Source organism: Streptomyces sp. NPDC002232 (genome assembly GCF_042890295.1).
Lineage (GTDB): Bacteria > Actinomycetota > Actinomycetes > Streptomycetales > Streptomycetaceae > Streptomyces.
Genome location: NZ_JBIARV010000002.1, coordinates 944,436 through 961,996, shown reverse-complemented (window position 1 = coordinate 961,996; position 17,561 = coordinate 944,436). Strand labels below are relative to the sequence as shown.

Sequence of the window (17,561 nt, the reverse complement as noted above, 5' to 3'; positions counted from 1 at the left end):
ATCGGTTCCCCTCCGCAGCTCGCTCGAACAGGTGAACATGCGTGCGGGGCGTCCCGTCGCTCCGACCGGACACCCCGCACCCGCCGCACGCTCAGTCCGCGTACCGCTCCCGCAGCCGGGCCTTCGCCGCAGGGCCCGCGGCCGCCTCGTCCAGGGCGAGCAGTCCCGCCCCGAGGACCGGCGGCGCGGTCACGAAGCCGATCGTGGCCTTCGGCGCCCGCTCCGCCAGGAGTTCGCGGATCCGGTCCTCCAACTGCGGGTGGCGGGCGGCGAGCACGCTGCCGCCCAGCATCACCGGGGCCTCCTCCTCGTGCAGCCCCAGCCGGCGCAGCGCGACCGCCGCCATGACGACGACCTCCTCGGCGAGCCGGTGCACCAGAGACAGCGCGATCGGGTCGCCCCCGGCCGCGACCGCGAAGAGCACCGGCGCCAGCTCGTGCCGCCGCCCCACCGCGATCCGGCCCAGGTGCAGCGCCTCGATCAGCGCGTACATCGACCCCAGGCCGAAGTGTGCGGGCAGCGCGTCGGCGAGGGCCGTCGGCAGGCCCCGCCCGTCCTCCGCCCGCGCCGCGCACCACAGGGCCTCGTCGGCGAGTCCGCCGCCGCCGCCCCAGTCCCCGGAGATCTTCCCGATCGCGGGGAAGCGCGCGGTCCGCCCGTCCGGCGTCATCCCGACGCAGTTGATCCCGGCCCCGCACACCACGGCGACGCCCCGCGGCTCGTCGAGCCCGGCCCGGAGGATCGCGAAGGTGTCGTTGTGGACCCGTACGGACCGGCTCCAGCCCCGGCCGAGCACCTCCTCCTGGAGCGCGGTCTCCTCCACGGGCAGGTCGGCGTTGGCGAGACAGGCCGTGACGTGCGCGAACGCGGGAGAGAGCCCGGCGCCGCCGGCCGCGTCCCACGCCCGGCCCACGATCTCGGCGAGCCCGTCGACCGCCGTCCCCACCCCCACCACCGGCGGCTGGAACCCGCCGCCGCGCGCCGACCCCAGGACGGTGCCGTCCGGGGCGATCACCGCGACGTCGGTCTTGCTGTTCCCCGCGTCGACCGCGAGGAGCGTGCCGTTCAGCTTCACACCCACGCGAGGTGCTCCCGGTTGTGCGCGATCAGCCGGTCGGTGAGCCCGTCGGCGCGGTCGTACTGTCCGACCAGCGGATGCGCGAGGAGCGCCTTGAACACCCGGTCGCGGCCCCCGCGCAGCGCCGCCTCCAGGGCCAGGTCCTCGTAGGCGGTGACGTGCGCGATCAGACCGGCGTACAGCGGGTCCACCGGCGCGACCGGCAGCGGCACGGCGCCCCCGGAGCCGACCGAGGCCTGCGTCTCGACGACGGCGTCGTCCGGCAGGAACGGCAGCGTGCCGTTGTTGTACGTGTTCACCACCTGGTACGGCGACCCCCCGCCGCCCAGCAGCGAGGCCGCCAGGTCCACCGCAGCCTCCGAGTAGAAGGCGCCGCCCCGCTTGGCGAGCAGCGCCGGCTTCTCGTCGAGCGCGGGGTCCCCGTACATCTCCAGGAGTTCGCGCTCCATCGCCGCGACCTCCGCCGCGCGCGAGGGCTTCGTGCCGAGCTCCCGGACCACCTCGTCGTGCGCGTAGAAGTACCGCAGGTAGTACGAGGGGACGACGCCGAGCCGGTCGAGGACCGGGCGCGGCAGGCGCAGGTCGTCGGCGACGGCGTCGCCGTGCTCGGCGAGCAGCCGGGGCAGGACGTTCTCGCCCTCGGGCCCCCCGAGGCGTACCGCCCGCTCCCAGGTCAGGTGGTTGAGCCCGACGTGGTCGAGGTGGACCTCGGACGGGGCCACGCCGAGCAGCCCGGCGAACTTCCGCTGGAGGCCGATGGCCACGTTGCACAGGCCGACGGCCTTGTGCCCGGCCTGGAGCAGCGCGCGCGTGACGATGCCGACGGGGTTGGTGAAGTCGATGATCCAGGCGTCCGGGTTGGCGCGCCGGACCCGCTCGGCGATGTCCAGGACGACCGGGACCGTGCGCAGCGCCTTGGCGAGGCCGCCGGCGCCGGTGGTCTCCTGGCCGACGCAGCCGCACTCCAGCGGCCAGGTCTCGTCCCGCTCGCGGGCGGCCTGCCCGCCGACCCGCAGCTGGAGGAGGACGGCGTCGGCGCCCTCGACCCCGGCGTCGAGGTCGCTGGTGGTGACGATCTTCCCGTCGTGGTCCTGCCGGGCGAAGATCCGCCGGGCCAGTCCGCCGACGAGCTCCAGCCGCTCGGCGGCCGGGTCCACCAGGACGAGTTCGGTGATGGGCAGGGTGTCGCGCAGCCGCGCGAATCCGTCGATCAGCTCGGGGGTGTAGGTCGAGCCGCCCCCCACGACAGCGAGTTTCATCTCTCAGCCCTTCACTCCGGTCAGTGTGACTCCCTCGACGAACGCCTTCTGCGCGAAGAAGAACACGAGGATCACGGGGGCCATGACCAGGACGGTCGCGGCCATGGTCAGGTTCCAGTCGGTGTGGTGCGCGCCCTTGAAGGACTCCAGGCCGTAACTGAGCGTCCAGGCACCCGGGTTGTCCGAGGCGTAGATCTGTGGCCCGAAGTAGTCGTTCCAGCAGGCGAAGAACTGGAAGAGGGCCACGGCGGCGATGCCCGGCTTCGCCATCGGGAGCACGATCCGGATCAGCGTGCGAAACTCGCCGCAGCCGTCGATCCGGGCGGCCTCGACGTACTCGTCGGGGATCGTCAGGAGGAACTGGCGCAGCAGGAAGATGGAGAAGGCGTCGCCGAACGCCATCGGGACGATCAGCGGCCACAGCGTGCCGGAGAGGTCCATCTGCTGCGCCCAGAACAGGTACATGGGGATGATCACGACCTGCGGCGGCAGCATCATCATCGCGATGACGAGCAGCAGCGACAGGTGCCGGCCCCGGAAGCGGAACTTCGCGAGGGCGTACGCCACGGGGACCGAGGACACCACGACGAGCGCGGTGCCGAGTCCGGCGTACAGCAGGGAGTTCCCCCACCAGGTGAGGAAGCCGTCGGTCCGGAGGACCCGGACGTAGTTCTCCCAGTGCCAGGAGTTCGGCGTCAGGTCCCGGGTGAGCGCCTGCTGGTCGCTCATCAGGGAGGTCAGGAGGACGAAGACGAAGGGGAGCACGAAGAACAGCGCGGCGGCGATGCCGAGCGCGTGCACGGCGATCCAGTGCAGCAGGGCCTTGCGGCGGGCCCGCTTCGCGGCGGGGCTCGTGTCGGCCCGCAGGGGGGCGGTCGCGGTCGTCATGGTTCAGTCACCCGAGCCGATCAGGCCGCCGCGCCTGCGCATGAGCAGGGCGGTGCAGGCCATGGAGAGTGCGAAGAGCACCAGCGCCACGACGCAGGCGGCGCCGTAGTTGAACTGGCTGAAGCCGAGGCTGTAGACGAGCTGCGGCAGGGTGAGCGTGGAGTCGTCCGGATAGCCGGGGACGAAGGTGACGCCGGAGCCGCCCATCACGCCCGAGGCGACCTTGGAGGCCACGATCGGCTGCGTGTAGTACTGCATCGCGCCGATGACTCCGGTGACGACCGCGAAGAGCACGATCGGCGAGATGTTCGGCAGGGTGATGTAGCGGAAGCGCTGCCAGGGGGACGCGCCGTCGAGTTCGGCGGCCTCGTACTGCTCCTTCGGCACGTCGAGCAGGGCGGCCATGAAGATGACCATGAGGTCGCCGACGCCCCACACGGCGAGGACCGTGAGGGCCGGCTTGGCCCAGTCCGCGTCGTTGAACCAGGAGGGCGCGGGGACGCCGACCGCCTCCAGGAGCGAGTTGACCGGCCCGGTGCCGGGGTTGAGCAGGAAGACGAAGGCGAGCGTGGCGGCCACCGGAGGGGCCAGGTACGGCAGGTAGAAGAGGGTCCGGAAGACCCCGGCACCCGTCTTGATCTTGGTGATCAGGAGGCCGATGCCGAGGCCGAACAGGACCCGGCAGGAGACCATCACGACGGCCAGCCAGAGGGTGTTCTCCAGGGCCGGCCAGAACTGGGGGAAGTCCGCGAAGACGTACGACCAGTTGTCCAGGCCCCGCCAGGTCGGCGCGTTGAGGCCGTCGTAGCGCATGAACGAGAAGTACAGCGTGGAGACGAGCGGATAGGCGAAGAAGAAGCCGAATCCGATCAGCCAGGGCGACATGAACAGCGCGGTGCGCAGGGCGTCGCGCCGGCGCTTGGACCGCAGGGTGTTGCGCGCCTCCGGGGAGGGGGCGGCCGGGGCGGCCGTCCCCTGCGCGGGCAGGGTGTCGGTGCTCATGGGCGGGTGACCGTCACTTCGCCGCGGCGATGTCGCGGTCGATCTGGGCGGCGGTGTCCGCCAGACCCTTCTTCAGATCGGTGACCTGGCCCTTCTCGTACCGCCCGGCGAACTTCTGGAGCGTCTCCTGGTAGGCGGAGCCGTTGACCGCGCCGTCGGAGGTGGTGGACGCGGGGTGCCGGGCGATGTCCAGGAAGGTCTTGAAGCGCGCGTCGAACTTCAGGTCAGGGGACTTCAGCGCGTCCAGGGTGGAGGGGACGTTGCCGATGCCGTTGGCGAAGTTCACCACGGCCCCGGTGTCCGTGGTCATGTACTTGACCAGCTCCCAGGCCGCGTTCTGCTTCCGGCTCTGCGGGGCGATGCCCATGATCGTGCCGGAGAGGTAGCCCTTGCCGTACTCGGCGATCTCGTCGTCGGCGACGGGCAGCGGCGCGACGCCGACCTCGAAGCCCACCTTGGCCTGCTTGATGAAGTTCAGCCGCCACTCGCCGTCCAGCTGCATGGCGACCTGCCCGGTCTGGAAGGGGTGCTGGGCGCCCCACTCGTCACCGAAGCCCGTGCGGTAGCGGTCGAGCTTCTCGAAGCCGCCCAGGGAGTCGACCAGGGACTTCTGGTACGTGATCATCTCGGCGAAGGCCGGGTCCTTCGCGACGGCCGACTTCCCGTCCGCGTCGAAGTACCCGCCGTGCTTCCACTGGGACATGTAGTGGGAGACGACGGTCTCGTAGCCGAGGTAGTTCGGCATGAAGCCGAGCCTCTCGTACGAGTCGCCCTTGGCCTTGGTGAGCTTCTTGGCGACCTCGGTGAACTGGGACCAGGTCTTCGGCGGCGCTTCGGGGTCGAGTCCCGCGGCCTTGAACTGGTCCTTGTTGTAGAAGAGGCCGTACGCGTCGGAGAGCAGCGGCAGGGAGCAGCGCTTCCCCTCGAACTGCGTGTAGGACTGGAGGACCTTCGGGAAGATCTTGTCGAGGTCCAGCTTGTCCTTCTCGATGAAGGGCTTCAGGTCCGCGAGCGCGCCCGAGGCGCAGAACTTGCCGACGTTGGAGGTCGTGAAGGAGGAGACGACGTCCGGGCCGTTCGTCCCGCCCGCGCGCAGCGCCTGGCCCAGCTTGTCGTCGTTGATGCCGCCGACGACCTTCACCTTGATGTTCGGGTGGGCCTGCTCGAAGCGGGCGACGTTGTCCTCGATCGCCTTGACCTCGGCGGGCGCCGCCCAGCCGTGCCAGAAGGTGATGGTCGTCTCGGCCTCGGGGTCGTCGGCGGCCGCGTTGTTCGCGGAGCCGGTACAGGCGGTGGCGAAGAGGGCTATCGACGCGGTGGCGGCGAGCGCTGCGGCTGTGCCGCGCGGACGGACGGGCATGACGGTGTCTCCCTGGAGGGGTGGCGGGCTTCGGCGAGGGACGGGGAGGGTCAGCGTGAGGTGTCGAAGACCTCGTCGCGCGTGGTGGCCAGGGCGCTTTCGAGCGCCCCGCGCAGGACGGGGCGGCGGCGGACGGTGGAGAGGACGAGGCGCGGCCGGGACGGGGCGAGGTCGGCGAGTTCGGCCTGCACGCGCGCGCGGAGCGGCTCGCCGCCGGGGACCAGGGCGTCCCCGGCCAGCACGATCAGTTCGGGGTCGAGGACCGCCACCAGCGAGGCGAGCCCGGTGGCGAGGCGCTCGGCGTACCGGTCGAGCAGCTCCGCGTACCGGGGGTCCTCGCCGTGCGCCTCGGCGGCGTGCGAGAGCAGCCCCGACGCCACCGGGACGAAGGGGTGGTCGGGCGTCTCGATCCCGGCGGCGCGGGCGATCCGGGGCACGGACTGGATGCCCGCGAGCTCCTGGAAGCCGCCGGAGTTGGCCTTGGTCACCTGCCGTACGAGCGGGGTGCCGGGCACCGGCAGGAAGCCGAGCTCGCCGGCGCCCCCGGTGAAGCCGCGGTGCAGCCGCCCGCCGAGGACGAGGGCGGCGCCGAGGCCTCCCTCGTTCCACAGCAGGGCGAAGTTCTCGTGGCCCCGGGCGGCGCCCAGGCGCTGCTCGGCGACGGCCACCAGGTTGACGTCGTTCTCGTACTCGAACGGCATGGGCAGGGCGGCGGCCAGCTCCTCCAGGAGGGTGGGCGAGTGCCAGCCGGGCAGGTGGGAGGCGTACCGCAGGCGCCCGGTGGCCGGGTCGAAGGCGCCGGGGGTGCCGATGACCAGGCGCCGGACGTCCTCGCGGGTGATCCCGGCCGCCTTCACGGCGCCGTCCAGGGCCTCGGTGACCTGGCGGACGACGCCGGAGGCGGAGCGGCCGGGGGTGCGCAGCTCGAACTCGCCGGTGATCTCGCCCGTGATGTCGGCGACGGCGGCGCGGATGCGGTGCTGGTCGACGTCGAGCCCGGCGGCGTACCCGGCCCGCGCGTTCACGGCGTACAGCTGGGCGTTGGGTCCCGGCCGGCCCGCGGTGGTGCCGGTGGCGACGACGAGCCCGGCGGCCTCGAGCCGGGCGAGCAGCTGGGAGGCGGTCGGCTTCGACAGGCCGGTGAGGTTGCCGATGCGGGTCCGCGAGAGGGGGCCGTGCTCCAGGAGCAGGTCCAGGGCCGCGCGGTCGTTCATGGCCCGCAGGACGCGCGGGGTACCGGGGATGCCCGGGGTCGTACCGGCCATGGAACTGGCACCTGCCCTCGTACGGTGGCCGCAGCGCCGTGACCGACACTGTTAGGAAAGTTTCCTATTGGGTTGGGAGGAAGGTAAGGCGGCCGTCACGGGGGCGTCAATACCCGGGAACGCGACACGCCCCCGAAGGCAACCGAAGCGTTACCCGCGGGGGCGCGGAGGGGAGGGGCCCTTCCGGGCTACTTCGTGAGGTCGGACCTCGGCAGCGGGGTCGCCGCCGCCGACTGCGGCGAGGTCGCCGAGGCGAACACGGACGGGGCCGCCATGCCCGCCGTCGGGTCGGCGGGGGACTCCTCGCCCTGCGGCGGCAGCCCGCCCACGATCCGGATCCCGGCCTCGTCCAGACCCCGCTTGATGCGCCAGCGCAGCTCCCGCTCGACGCCCAACTTCTTGCCCGGCATCGTCTTCACCGAGACCCGGACGGTCATCGAGTCCAGCAGCACCTCGTTCAGGCCGAGCACCTCCACCGGGCCCCAGAGGCGCTCGTTCCACGGCTCCTCCTTCGCCATGGCGTCGCCCGCCTCCGCGATCACGGCCCGCACCCGCTCCAGGTCCTCGGTCGGCCGGACGGTGACGTCCACGCCGGCCGTCGCCCAGCCCTGGCTGAGGTTCCCTATCCGCTTGATCTCGCCGTTGCGGACGTACCAGATCTCGCCGTCCACACCGCGCAGCTTGGTCACCCGCAGGCCCACCTCGACGACCTCGCCGGAGGCCACGCCCGCGTCGACCGAGTCACCGACGCCGTACTGGTCCTCCAGGATCATGAAGACGCCCGAGAGGAAGTCCGTCACCAGGTTCCGCGCGCCGAAACCGATCGCCACACCGGCCACACCGGCCGAGGCGAGCAGCGGCGCCAGGTCGATCTTGAAGGCGCCGAGGATCATCAGCCCGGCCGTGCCCAGGATCAGGAAGGACGCCACCGAGCGGAGCACCGACCCGATCGCCTCCGAGCGCTGCCGCCGCCGCTCGGTGTTCACCAGGAGGCCGCCGAGCGCCGTCCCCTCCACCGCCTGCGCCGAACGGTTCATCCGCTCGATCAGCTTCGTCAGGGCCCGCCGCACGGCCATCCGGAGCAGCAGCGCGACGACCAGGATCAGCAGGATGCGGAGCCCGGTGTTCAGCCAGGTGGACCAGTTCTCCTCCACCCAGGACGCCGCGTTCGTGGCCTTCTCCGCGGCCTCGTCCAGGGTCGCCGGCATCGGGTCGGGTTCGGTGGCAGCCGCTAGGGCGGACCAGGACACGGGGCAACCTCCAGGCATCGCGTACGCAGGCCATCCACACTAACGGGGCGTCGGACATGGTCCCGTTGCCGTGTTCGAGGGAGAGACGGACCTCACCTGGGCACATACCGGGGAGAGATGCCGATGTGGTCGAGAACACCCCCGGCGCCGTCACCCCGATTCCGGTACGTGGTGGCGCCGCGACCAGGCATGAGGAGAGACTGAGAGCAGTTCGTCCCGGCGCGAGCCACGCGCCGCCGGCGTCATAGGAGGCATCCGTGCCGCATGTCCTGGTCCTCAACGCGTCGTACGAGCCGCTCGGCGTCGTACCGCTCCGCCGCGCACTCGTCCTCGTACTGGAGAACAAGGCTCTCTGTCTCGAGGAGTCCGGCGCCTTCCTGCACAGCGAGACCCAAGTCCTCCCCGCTCCCAGTGTGGTGCGACTGAAGCGCTTCGTGCGGGTCCCCTACCGGGGGCCCGTTCCCTTGACCCGCCGGGCGCTCTTCGCGCGCGACGGCGGGCGCTGCGCGTACTGCGGGGCCGTCGCGACCAGCGTCGACCACGTCATCCCGCGCAGCCGCGGAGGCACGCACGCCTGGGAGAACGTGGTGGCGGCCTGCCGCCGCTGCAACCACGTCAAGGCCGACCGGCACCTGCGCGAGCTGGGCTGGCGGCTGCGGCACCAACCGGCCCCGCCGACCGGCCTGGCCTGGCGGATCATCGGGACCGGACACCGGGACCCCCGCTGGCTGCCGTACCTGGAGCCGTACGGCGCCGAGGACGTCATGGCCCGGATCGACTCCGTCGCGGACACCCCTGTGAGGGCGCTGACGACGGGTTGAGCCGGGCCTTTCGCGTACGCGGAGGCCTCCCGGCCGGAGCGGCGCGCCCCTCAGGGGGCGGGCCGCTCCTCCGGCGTGCCCGTCGGTGCGCTCTCCGGCGTGCCCGTCGGCGTGTCCGTCGCCTCCTTCTCGGAAGGGGCCACCGCGTACGTCTCCACCGACCAGAGCGAGTAGCCGAAGCGGGTCGCCCGCTTCTCGCCCTGGACCCGCAGGAAACGGGTGTCCGCCGCGTCCATCCGGACCGACTCCCGGCCGCCCCTGCCGTCCGCGACGGTCGCCGCCGTCCGCCAGACCCGCCCGTCGGCGGACACCTGCACCCGGTAGCGGGAGGCGTACGCGTCCTGCCAGTGCAGCACCACCTGCCCGATCCGGGCCGGCTCGGGCAGCTCCAGCTGCCACCAGGCGCCGTCCTCCGCCGGGGAGGACCAGCGGGTCGCCGGGTCGCCGTCCGCCGCCGAGGCGGCCGGGAAGTCGGGCGTCTCGTCGCCCGAGGAGGAGGCCGTCGCCGACCGCGCCAGGTCCGGGCCCGCCGTCCGGGGGAAGGCCCGCACCGTCAGGACCCGCTCCTCGCCCGCGAAGGACACCGGCACCCGGTACGAACCGGCCGGGACGCCCGCCGCCACCGACACCTCCAGCGGGACGCTGGTCCGCGCGCCGCGCTCCACCCGGGCCTCCTCCGGCAGCCGCACCACGACGCCCTTCGGGGCCCTCGCCGTCAGCGCCCCGCGCACCTCGCCCGCGCGCCGGCCGGTGAGCTCCACATCCACCCGCCGCGCCGGGCCGCCGATCTCCGCGTCCGTCTCCGTCCTGGCCAGGTCGAGACCGGCGCGCGGCCCGTCCGCGAACCACGGCACGAGCGAGCGCACCCCGGGCGCCGGGCCGTCGCCGCTCCACACCACCCGCAGCGCCTCCGCCCGCAGCCCCTTCAGATCGGTCTGGGTCCACCCGGACGCCGACAGCGGGCCGAGCGCCCGCCAGCCCTCGCCGGGGACGTACGCCTCCACGCGCGCGTCCCCCGGCCCGCCGGGCCCGCCCGGCTCGGTCATGACCGTCAGCGCCTCCACGGGCCGCGTCCGGTCGAGCCGCACGGTGTACGAGCCGGGGGCGCGGTCGGCCCGCGCCGCCGGGGTCCGGTCGGCGCCGGTCCAGGCCGCCGACTCCTTCACCGCGCGCGTGAGGAACGGATCGAGGACCCCGGAGCCGACCGTGACCCGGCCGCCCTCCAGCCCCTTCCGCTGCCCCTCCAGGTCCAGCTGCGCCCGCCAGGCCGCCGGGCCGTCCCCGCGGGCCTGCGCGAGGAGCATGTCGACCGCCGTCTCGCCGGCCCGGCCGTAGCGGGAGAGCCGCTCCAGCCAGGGGCCCGTCTCGTCGTCGAGCGTGCCGTCGGCGGTGGCCGTGAGCCGTCCGGGGGCCTCGCGCATCACGGTGAAGGCGGCCCGCAGCTCGCGCGCCGCCTTGTCCCGGGCGGCCGCGCCGGTGCCGGAGCGGGACGCCCAGAACGCCTCCAGGAGCGGCTTCAGGTAGGCCGATTCGCCGCCCGGGTCGAGGATCGACGAGGAGTCGTTCCCGGCCAGCGCGCGCAGGGCCTCGCGGGCGGCGGGGTCGGGGCCCGCGAGGTCGTCCACGGCCGCCTGCCAGGACGCGCGGGGCCGGTAGCCCCTCGGGTTCCAGGCGTAGTCGGCGGCGGTGAAGAGCGGGACGCGGGAGGCCGCGGGCTGCTCCATGGCGTGCGCGAGGTAGGCGGCGGAGCCGGCGGCCACGGCCGGCTCCCGGCCGGTCGCGGGGCCGAGGAAGAGCCGGTCCTGCGCGTAGTCGTTGACCGGGTAGTTGTCCATGGTGACCAGCGGGTGGCCGCCCAGGGCCGCGCGCGTTCCCGCCAGTTCGCCGCCGGTGATCGTGCGCGGGACGACCCCGACGCCCGTCCAGGCCACCCGCACGTCCGTGTCCAGGACCTCGGCGAGCTTCGCGCGGTACGGGCTGGCGCCGTCCTGGTAGTACTCCGTCGGCATCACGGTCAGGGGCTCGGCGCCCGGGTGGCGCTCGGCGAGGTGCCGGGCGACGGCGTTCGCCACGCGCGCGTGGGCGGTGGCGGCGGCCTCCGGTCCGCGCCCGAAGGCGTCGGCGTCCCGGTCGCAGTGCCACTCGTCGTACGAGGAGTCCTGGAACTGCACCTGGAAGGAGCGCACTCCGAGCTCCCACATCGCGTCCAGCTTCCCGGTCAGCGCCGCCACGTCCCGGGCCGAGGACAGGCACATGGACTGGGCGGGGGAGACGGCCCAGCCGAGCGTCACGTGCCGGGCGCGGGCGCGCTCGGCGAGCGCGCGGAACTCCTCGCGCTGCGCGGCCGGATAGGGCTCGCGCCACTGCGCCTGGCGGTACGGGTCGTCACCGGGCGCGTAGAGGTACCGGTTCTGCTTGGTCCGGCCCAGGAAGTCGATCTGGGCGAGCCGCTGCGCGGCCGTCCAGGGCGTCCCGTAGAAGCCCTCGGTGATGCCCCGCTCGGCGGTGCCCGGCCAGTCGCGGACGGCGACCCCGGGGACCTCCCGGCCGCCGCCGAGGAGCTGACGCGGCGTCTGGACGGCGTGGTACAGGCCGTCCTCGCCGACCCCGTCCAGGGCGACGGTGTCCCGGCCCCGGAAGCGGCCCGTGGCGAGCCGGTAGCCGCCGCGCGGCAGATCGAGGCGCTCGGGCACGCGCAGGGCGGCCAGCGCCTCCGCGGCGCCGGAGCCCTCGCCGCCGCGGGCGGGCCCCGCGGCCCGCACGACCGGGCCCCCGCCCGGGAGGCCGGTGTGGACGGTCCGCACCCCGGCGGCCCGCAGCAGCTCGCGCAGCTCGGCGAGGGCGTACGGATCCGCGTCCGCGTCCGCGAGGAGCGTCACCTCGTCCCCGAGGCGCACGGCGGAGCCGGAGGCGGTCAGGGACTGCGGCCGGGGCCAGACGGCGGGCACGCGCGCGGGGGCCCCGGTCCGGGGCGCGGCGGAGGCCGGGGGCCTGGAGGCGGAGGGGGTCGCGTTCGCCGCCGGGGTCGCGGAGGCGGACGGCACCGCCGGTCCTGAGGGGCCCGCCGGCAGGGTCCGTGCCGCACCCGGAGCCGCGCCGCCGAGGAGGCCGCCGATGACGGCGGCGGCCACCGCCGTCGCGGTGCGCCTCCTGCGCCCGAGGTGCACGGGGTCTCCCTTCGGCCGGGGCCGGCGGCTCCGCCGGTTGGTCACGATCGGGTCACGAGCCCACCACCCGTCGCACGGAAGTGTCAATGCGCATGGCCGATGTGTCGGCTTTGCCCGGCGAGCCGTCGGCGAGGTGACGTCACTCGGCCGTGTTCCGCCGGTAAAACCGAGAGCGATGGGTAGGGCTCTGACAGAGCCCAGGTCCCACCTGTCGAGACGAAACCGGGAGACCCCCGTGACCACGACCGCCCCTCACCTCGAACGGATACGCGTTCCCGAGCAGTCGGCGCCGGCCGGCGAACCGCTGACCAGCGAGCCGCCGCTGCCCGACGCGTCCCCCCTCACCAGCGAGCCGCCCCTGGCCGTGGCGGCGCCCCTCACCAGCGAACCCACCGCCCCCGGAAGCGCGGGCGGCCCGGAGTCCCCCGGAGTGTGAAGTGACCCTGGCCCGCCTCGCCGCCCGTCACGGCGTCGCCCTCGCCCACAGCCCCTCGGAAGGCGTCACGGTGCCCGTGCCGGACGCCACCGTGGTGGCCGTCCTCGCCGCCCTGGGCGTCGACGCGGCCACCCCGGAGGAGGTCGCCGCGGCGCTCGAAGCGGCCGAACGGGCCGACCGGGAGCGCCTGCTGCCCCCGACCCTGGTCCACCACCTCGGCGACGGGCCCGTCCGCCCGCCCGAGGGCCTGCCGTCCGGCACGCGCCTGCGGGTCACCACCGAGGACGGCGCCGTCGTCACCGGCCCCGACTGGTCCGAGCTGCCGCTCGGCGTCCACACCGTGGCGGCCTCCGCCCCCGACGGACGCGCGGCCACCGGCACCCTGATCGTGGCCCCCGCGCGCGTGCCCGGCCCCGGGCGGCGCGCGTACGGGCTGCTCGTGCAGCTGTACTCGCTGCTGTCCAGCCGCTCCTGGGGCATGGGCGACCTCGGCGACCTGCGGGAGCTCGCCGGCTGGGCGGGCCGGACGCACGGCGCCGGTTTCGTCCAGGTCAACCCGCTCCACGCGGGCGTGCCCGGCGCGCCGAGCGACCCGTCCCCGTACCGCCCGTCCTCGCGCCGCTTCCCGGACCCCGTCCACCTGCGGATCGAGGAGATCCCCGAGTACGCCCTGGTCGGACCCGAGCGCCGCGAGGAGCTCGACCGGATCCTCGCCGAGGCGGCCGAGCTGCGCGAACGGGTCCTCGGCAAGGGCGCCCTGATCGACCGGGACGCCGTCTGGGAGGTCAAGCGGCGCGCCCTGGAGCTGGTGCTCGGCGCCGTCGAGCCCGGGCCCGGCCGCCGCGCCGAGTTCCACGACTTCCTCGCCGAGCGGGGCCGCGCCCTGGAGGACCACGCCACCTACCAGGCCCTCGCCGAGCGCCACGGGCCCCGCTGGCGGAGTTGGCCGGAGGAGCTGCGCACCCCGCGCGCCGCGGAGACCGCCGTGCGCGACGATCCCGCGCTGGCCGCCCGGGTCGACTTCCACTGCCGGCTCGCCTGGCTGACGGACCGGCAGCTCGCCGCCGCCGCCGAGACCGCCCGCGAGGCCGGCATGGCGGTCGGGATCGTCCACGACCTGGCGGTCGGCGTCCACCCCGAGGGCTCGGACGCCTGGGCCCAGCAGGAGGCGTTCGCGGCCGGCATGTCGGTCGGCGCCCCGCCCGACGCCTTCAACGCGCGGGGCCAGGACTGGGGCCTGCCGCCCTGGCGGCCCGACGCCCTGGCCGCCGCCGGGTACGCCCCGTACCGGGGCCTCCTGCGCGAGCTGCTGCGCCACGCGGGCGCGCTGCGCATCGACCACGTGATGGGTCTGTTCCGGCTGTGGTGGGTGCCGGAGGGCCGCGAGCCCACGGAGGGCACGTACGTCCGGTACGACGCCGAGGCGATGCTCGCGGTCCTCGTCCTGGAGGCCCATCGCGCCGGGGCGTTCGTCATCGGCGAGGACCTCGGCACGGTCGAGCCGGGGGTGCGCGAGGAGCTCGCCCGGCGCGGGGTGTTCGGGACCTCCGTGCTCTGGTTCGAGCGGGACTGGGCGGGCGCCGGCCGGCCGCTGCCCGCGGCGGAGTGGCGCGCGGAGTGCGTGGCCACGGCCACCACCCACGACCTGCCCTCCACGGCGGCCCGGCTGTCCGGCGAGCACGTCGCCCTGCGGCACCGGCTCGGGCTGCTCGCCGGCGACCTGGAGCGGGAGCGCGCGGCGGACGCGGCGGAGACCGCCGAGTGGCTGGGCCTGTTCGAGCGGGAGGGGCTGCTCCCGGAGGGGGCGGGGGACGAGGAGGCCGAGATCAGGGCCGTCCACCGCTTCCTGCTCGCCACCCCGGCCCGGATGGTGGGCGTGTGGCTGCCGGACGCGGTGGGGGACCGCAGACCGCAGAACCTGCCGGGAACCTGGGACGAGTACCCCAACTGGCGGCTGCCGCTCGCGGGTCCGGACGGCCAGCCGATGACCCTGGAACAGCTCGCCGCCTCGCCCCGGGCGCACGCCCTCCTGTGCGGGCTGCGGGACCGCGCGGAGGCCCGGGACCCCCGTACGGCACCCCCGGGCGCGCGGCCCGATTAGGGGTTCGCTACGTTTGCTCCGTGGACAAGAAGAACGCTCTGCGCGCCGGCTCGATCGCGGCCGGTACGACGCTGATGATGCTGCTCATGTCGTCCCCCGCGCTCGCGCTCACCCGCGACGACGGTGACGACCCGGCCCCCAAGCTGAGTGTCGTCGAGACCCTCGGCCTGTTCGTGGCGCTGCCGCTGGTGCTGTTCGCGGTGATCGCCGGTCTGGTGATGGTGCTCGACAAGTCCAAGAAGGCCTGACCGCCTCACACATCTCCGTCGAGGGCGCCGCGCGGTACGCGATACCGCGCGGCGCCCTCGCATGCGCCGCGACCGCCTCAGACGGTGGTCGCGAGCAGCTTGCGCAGCAGCCCGGACAGCTGGTCCGCCTCCTCCTCGGTGAGCGCGGACTCCAGCGCGGCCCGCTGCTCCCCGAGACCGGCGCCGACGGCCTGGTCCACCAGTTCCCGGCCGCGCTCGCTGAGGGTGACGCGCAGTCCGCGCCGGTCGTTCGGGTCGGGGCTGCGGGTGAGCAGCCCGGCCTTCTCCAGCTTGTCCAGCCGGCCGGTCATGCCGCCGGTGGTGATCATCAGCGTGGCGGTCAGCTCGCGCGGCGAGAGCGTGTACGGCTCTCCTGACCTGCGCAGCGTCGCGAGCACGTCGAACTCCCCGAGCGCCATGCCGTAGGGCGCGTACGCCTTGTCCACCTTGCCGCGCATGGCGTTGGCCAGGCGGTAGATCCGTCCGAAGACCGCCATGGGCACGGTGTCCAGGTCGGGGCGGACGGCCGCCCACTGGTCGGTGATGGCGTCGACGGCGTCATGGCCGGGGGGCTGCGTGTTCATGGCCTCAGTCTTCCCTTCTCCGCTCCTCGATCGCAAGAAAGTCAGTTACGAGGAAGTCAGTTACGAGCAAGTCACTCACAAAAAAGCCTCTTGCGTGTAAGTAGCTTAGTGGTAAGTTAATCACCACGAAGCCAGTCCGGCGCCCGCCGGTCCGGCCCGCCGCAGCAGGGGGAACCGTCATGTCCCGCAAGGCCGCACTCGTCGCGCTGACCGCCCTGGCCCCGATCTCCTGGGGCTCCACCTACTACGTGACCACCGAGTTCCTGCCGGCCGACCGGCCGCTCTTCACCGGTCTGATGCGCGCCCTGCCCGCCGGCCTCGCGCTCCTCGCCCTCACCCGCAAGCTCCCGCGGGGCGCCTGGTGGTGGAAGTCCGCGGTCCTCGGAGCGCTCAACATCGGCGCGTTCTTCCCGCTGCTCTTCCTCGCCGCCTACCGGCTGCCCGGCGGCGTCGCCGCGGTCGTCGGCTCCGTCGGCCCGCTCTTCGTGGTCGGCCTCGCCGCCCTCTTCCTCGGCGAGAAGCCCACGGTGAAGAGCCTGCTCACCGCCGTCACCGCCGCCTTCGGCGTCAGCCTCGTCGTCCTCAAGGCCGGGGCCGCCTTCGACACGATCGGCGTGGTCGCCGGACTGCTCTCCGCCCTCTCGATGTCCGCCGGCATCGTCTTCACCAAGCGCTGGGGCCGCCCCGAGGGCGTCGGCGCCCTCGCGCTCACCGGCTGGCAGCTCACCGCGGGCGGCCTGGTCATCCTGCCCCTCGCCTTCCTCCTGGAGGGCGCGCCGCCGGCCCTGACCGGCACCAACCTGGCCGGCTACGCCTACCTCGCCTTCGGCAACACCGCGATCTCCTACTTCCTCTGGTTCCGCGGCATCGAGCGGATGAGCGCCTCCTCGGCCACCCTCCTCGGCCCGCTCTCCCCGATCACCGCGGCCGTCATCGGCTGGGCGGCGCTCGGCCAGGCCCTCGGCACGGTGCAGGTCCTGGGCATGCTGATCGCCTTCGGCGCCACCCTGGCGGGCCAGCTGAGCCCCCGTACCGCCCGGACCCCCGCCGCCGAGGCCCCCTCCACCGCACCGTTCAGCACAGCTGAAAAGAACGGTCAGGAAGTTTCGATGGACCTGGAGGTTTCGGAGGTGCGACGGTGACGGCATGAGCCAGGACACCGCCCGGAACCCGACCGACACCGACCGCACCCGTACCGCCACCGAGAGGCCGGCACCCGCCAAGGGCGCCGGCCTCGGCGTGCTCCTCGCCCTCCTCGCCACCGTCGTCTGGTCCGGCAGCTTCGTCGTCGCCCGCGCCCTCCACGACACCGTCCCCCCGGTCCAGGCCGCCTTCTGGCGCTGGATCGTCGCCCTGGCCGCCGTGGCCCCGCTCGCCGCCCGCGAGACCTGGCGGCAGCGGCACCTGATCCGCCGCCACCTCCGCTTCCTCGCCCTCGCCGCCCTCCTCGGCATCACCGTCTACAACACCCTGGTCAACCAGGCCGGGACCGCCACCTCCGCCGGCAACATGGGCATGATCATGGCGGCCTCGCCGGTCCTGATGGCCCTCTTCGCCCGCCTCGGCGGCAACCGTCTCGGCCCGCGCCGCACCACCGGCATGCTCATCGCCTGCGCCGGCGTCCTGCTCCTCGTCAGCAAGGGCTCCCTCGCCCCGGACCTCGCCGTCGGCGACCTCTGGGTCATGGCCGCGGCCGTCTGCTTCGCCTCCTACAGCGCCCTGCTCAAGCGCCGCCCGGCCGAACTCGGCGGCCTCGCCTTCCTCTTCACCACCTTCGCCCTCGGCGCGCTCATGCTCCTCCCGGCCTACGCGATCAGCCTCGTCGTCCAGGGCGGCTTCGAGCCCACCACGGGCACCGTCGCGCCCCTCGTCTACGTCGGCCTCCTCTCCTCGGCCGTCGCCTTCTTCGCCTGGAACAAGGCCGTCACCCTGATCGGCGCGGCCCGCGCCGGCATCGTCTACTACCTCCAGCCCGTCTGCGTCGCCCTCCTCTCCTACGCCCTGCTCGGCGAGGAGCTCGGGCTGCTCGGCGGCGCGAGCATGGTCCTCATCCTCGGCGGGGTCGCGCTCAGCTCCGCGAAGTAGCCGGGCCGGATATGTTG

Annotated in this window: 15 protein-coding genes; 6 read left to right on the top strand and 9 right to left on the bottom strand. The window is 73.9% G+C overall.

The window, feature by feature from the left end; all coding sequences use genetic code 11:
- Positions 1–91: 91 nt before the first annotated feature.
- The 7 genes from ACFYXU_RS11115 to ACFYXU_RS11085 all read right to left on the bottom strand — a co-directional run bounded on the left by ACFYXU_RS11115 (position 92) and on the right by ACFYXU_RS11085 (position 8,060).
- Positions 92–1,075 (bottom strand): N-acetylglucosamine kinase, encoded by a 984-nt coding sequence (locus ACFYXU_RS11115; RefSeq protein ID WP_389457587.1) that lies wholly within the window; start codon positions 1,073–1,075, stop codon positions 92–94.
- Positions 1,072–2,337 (bottom strand): 6-phospho-beta-glucosidase, encoded by a 1,266-nt coding sequence (locus ACFYXU_RS11110; RefSeq protein ID WP_389457378.1) that lies wholly within the window; start codon positions 2,335–2,337, stop codon positions 1,072–1,074. The genes ACFYXU_RS11115 and ACFYXU_RS11110 overlap by 4 nt, the downstream gene beginning before the upstream one ends.
- 3 nt (positions 2,338–2,340) lie before the next feature.
- Positions 2,341–3,225, bottom strand: a complete 885-nt coding sequence (locus ACFYXU_RS11105) for a carbohydrate ABC transporter permease (protein ID WP_389457376.1) — start codon at positions 3,223–3,225, stop codon at positions 2,341–2,343.
- Between the two features lie 3 nt (positions 3,226–3,228).
- A complete protein-coding gene (locus tag ACFYXU_RS11100) occupies positions 3,229–4,227 on the bottom strand; it encodes a carbohydrate ABC transporter permease (protein ID WP_376508112.1) in 999 nt (332 codons plus the stop codon).
- 13 nt (positions 4,228–4,240) lie between these two features.
- Positions 4,241–5,587: an ABC transporter substrate-binding protein gene (locus tag ACFYXU_RS11095; protein WP_389407184.1), complete on the bottom strand. Its 1,347-nt coding sequence runs from the start codon at positions 5,585–5,587 to the stop codon at positions 4,241–4,243.
- 50 nt (positions 5,588–5,637) lie between these two features.
- On the bottom strand, positions 5,638–6,852 hold the full coding sequence (locus ACFYXU_RS11090; RefSeq protein WP_361393545.1) for an ROK family transcriptional regulator: 1,215 nt from the start codon (positions 6,850–6,852) through the stop codon (positions 5,638–5,640).
- 188 nt (positions 6,853–7,040) lie between these two features.
- Positions 7,041–8,060 carry a mechanosensitive ion channel family protein gene (locus ACFYXU_RS11085; RefSeq protein WP_376508174.1) on the bottom strand — a complete coding sequence of 340 codons (1,020 nt, stop codon included), beginning with the start codon at positions 8,058–8,060 and terminating at the stop codon, positions 7,041–7,043.
- Between the two features lie 299 nt (positions 8,061–8,359).
- Here ACFYXU_RS11085 and ACFYXU_RS11080 point away from each other — a divergent pair, with 299 nt between their 5' ends.
- Positions 8,360–8,923, top strand: coding sequence for an HNH endonuclease (locus tag ACFYXU_RS11080; RefSeq protein ID WP_041129262.1), 564 nt, complete (start codon positions 8,360–8,362; stop codon positions 8,921–8,923).
- A 50-nt stretch (positions 8,924–8,973) separates the two neighbouring features.
- On the opposite strand, the gene ACFYXU_RS11075 is transcribed toward ACFYXU_RS11080, so the two are convergent.
- Positions 8,974–12,090 (bottom strand): beta-N-acetylglucosaminidase domain-containing protein, encoded by a 3,117-nt coding sequence (locus ACFYXU_RS11075; protein WP_389457373.1) that lies wholly within the window; start codon positions 12,088–12,090, stop codon positions 8,974–8,976.
- A 175-nt stretch (positions 12,091–12,265) separates the two neighbouring features.
- On the opposite strand from ACFYXU_RS11075, the gene ACFYXU_RS11070 reads away from it, so the two are divergent.
- The 3 genes from ACFYXU_RS11070 to ACFYXU_RS11060 are packed head-to-tail and all read left to right on the top strand — an operon-like array spanning position 12,266 to position 14,875.
- A complete protein-coding gene (locus ACFYXU_RS11070; protein WP_376508108.1) occupies positions 12,266–12,526 on the top strand; it encodes a hypothetical protein in 261 nt (86 codons plus the stop codon).
- Between the two features lies 1 nt (position 12,527).
- Positions 12,528–14,627: a 4-alpha-glucanotransferase gene (gene malQ, locus ACFYXU_RS11065; RefSeq protein ID WP_376508107.1), complete on the top strand. Its 2,100-nt coding sequence runs from the start codon at positions 12,528–12,530 to the stop codon at positions 14,625–14,627.
- Between the two features lie 20 nt (positions 14,628–14,647).
- Positions 14,648–14,875, top strand: a complete 228-nt coding sequence (locus ACFYXU_RS11060) for a hypothetical protein (RefSeq protein WP_329855120.1) — start codon at positions 14,648–14,650, stop codon at positions 14,873–14,875.
- 77 nt (positions 14,876–14,952) lie between these two features.
- Here ACFYXU_RS11060 and ACFYXU_RS11055 read toward each other — a convergent pair whose 3' ends face one another.
- The gene (locus tag ACFYXU_RS11055) at positions 14,953–15,459 is read right to left on the bottom strand and encodes a MarR family transcriptional regulator (RefSeq protein ID WP_361393549.1); all 507 of its coding nucleotides are present in this window, start codon (positions 15,457–15,459) and stop codon (positions 14,953–14,955) included.
- A gap of 179 nt (positions 15,460–15,638) precedes the next feature.
- On the opposite strand from ACFYXU_RS11055, the gene ACFYXU_RS11050 reads away from it, so the two are divergent.
- Both ACFYXU_RS11050 and ACFYXU_RS11045 read left to right on the top strand, forming a co-directional pair.
- Entirely contained in the window at positions 15,639–16,601 is a 963-nt protein-coding gene (locus tag ACFYXU_RS11050) for an EamA family transporter (protein ID WP_376508106.1), read from the top strand.
- 4 nt (positions 16,602–16,605) lie between these two features.
- Entirely contained in the window at positions 16,606–17,544 is a 939-nt protein-coding gene (locus ACFYXU_RS11045) for a DMT family transporter (RefSeq protein WP_389457370.1), read from the top strand.
- The last annotated feature ends 17 nt before the right edge of the window (positions 17,545–17,561 follow it).

Excerpts from the sequence above, each read along its gene's own strand:
- ACFYXU_RS11110 (WP_389457378.1), bottom strand. The coding sequence starts at position 2,337 with ATGAAACTCGCTGTCGTGGGGGGCGGCTCGACCTACACCCCCGAGCTG.
- ACFYXU_RS11105 (WP_389457376.1), bottom strand. The coding sequence starts at position 3,225 with ATGACGACCGCGACCGCCCCCCTGCGGGCCGACACGAGCCCCGCCGCG.
- ACFYXU_RS11100 (WP_376508112.1), bottom strand. The coding sequence starts at position 4,227 with ATGAGCACCGACACCCTGCCCGCGCAGGGGACGGCCGCCCCGGCCGCC.
- ACFYXU_RS11095 (WP_389407184.1), bottom strand. The coding sequence starts at position 5,587 with ATGCCCGTCCGTCCGCGCGGCACAGCCGCAGCGCTCGCCGCCACCGCG.
- ACFYXU_RS11090 (WP_361393545.1), bottom strand. The coding sequence starts at position 6,852 with ATGGCCGGTACGACCCCGGGCATCCCCGGTACCCCGCGCGTCCTGCGG.
- ACFYXU_RS11085 (WP_376508174.1), bottom strand. The coding sequence starts at position 8,060 with ATGCCGGCGACCCTGGACGAGGCCGCGGAGAAGGCCACGAACGCGGCG.
- ACFYXU_RS11070 (WP_376508108.1), top strand. The coding sequence starts at position 12,266 with ATGGGTAGGGCTCTGACAGAGCCCAGGTCCCACCTGTCGAGACGAAAC.
- ACFYXU_RS11055 (WP_361393549.1), bottom strand. The coding sequence starts at position 15,459 with ATGAACACGCAGCCCCCCGGCCATGACGCCGTCGACGCCATCACCGAC.
- ACFYXU_RS11050 (WP_376508106.1), top strand. The coding sequence starts at position 15,639 with ATGTCCCGCAAGGCCGCACTCGTCGCGCTGACCGCCCTGGCCCCGATC.
- ACFYXU_RS11045 (WP_389457370.1), top strand. The coding sequence starts at position 16,606 with ATGAGCCAGGACACCGCCCGGAACCCGACCGACACCGACCGCACCCGT.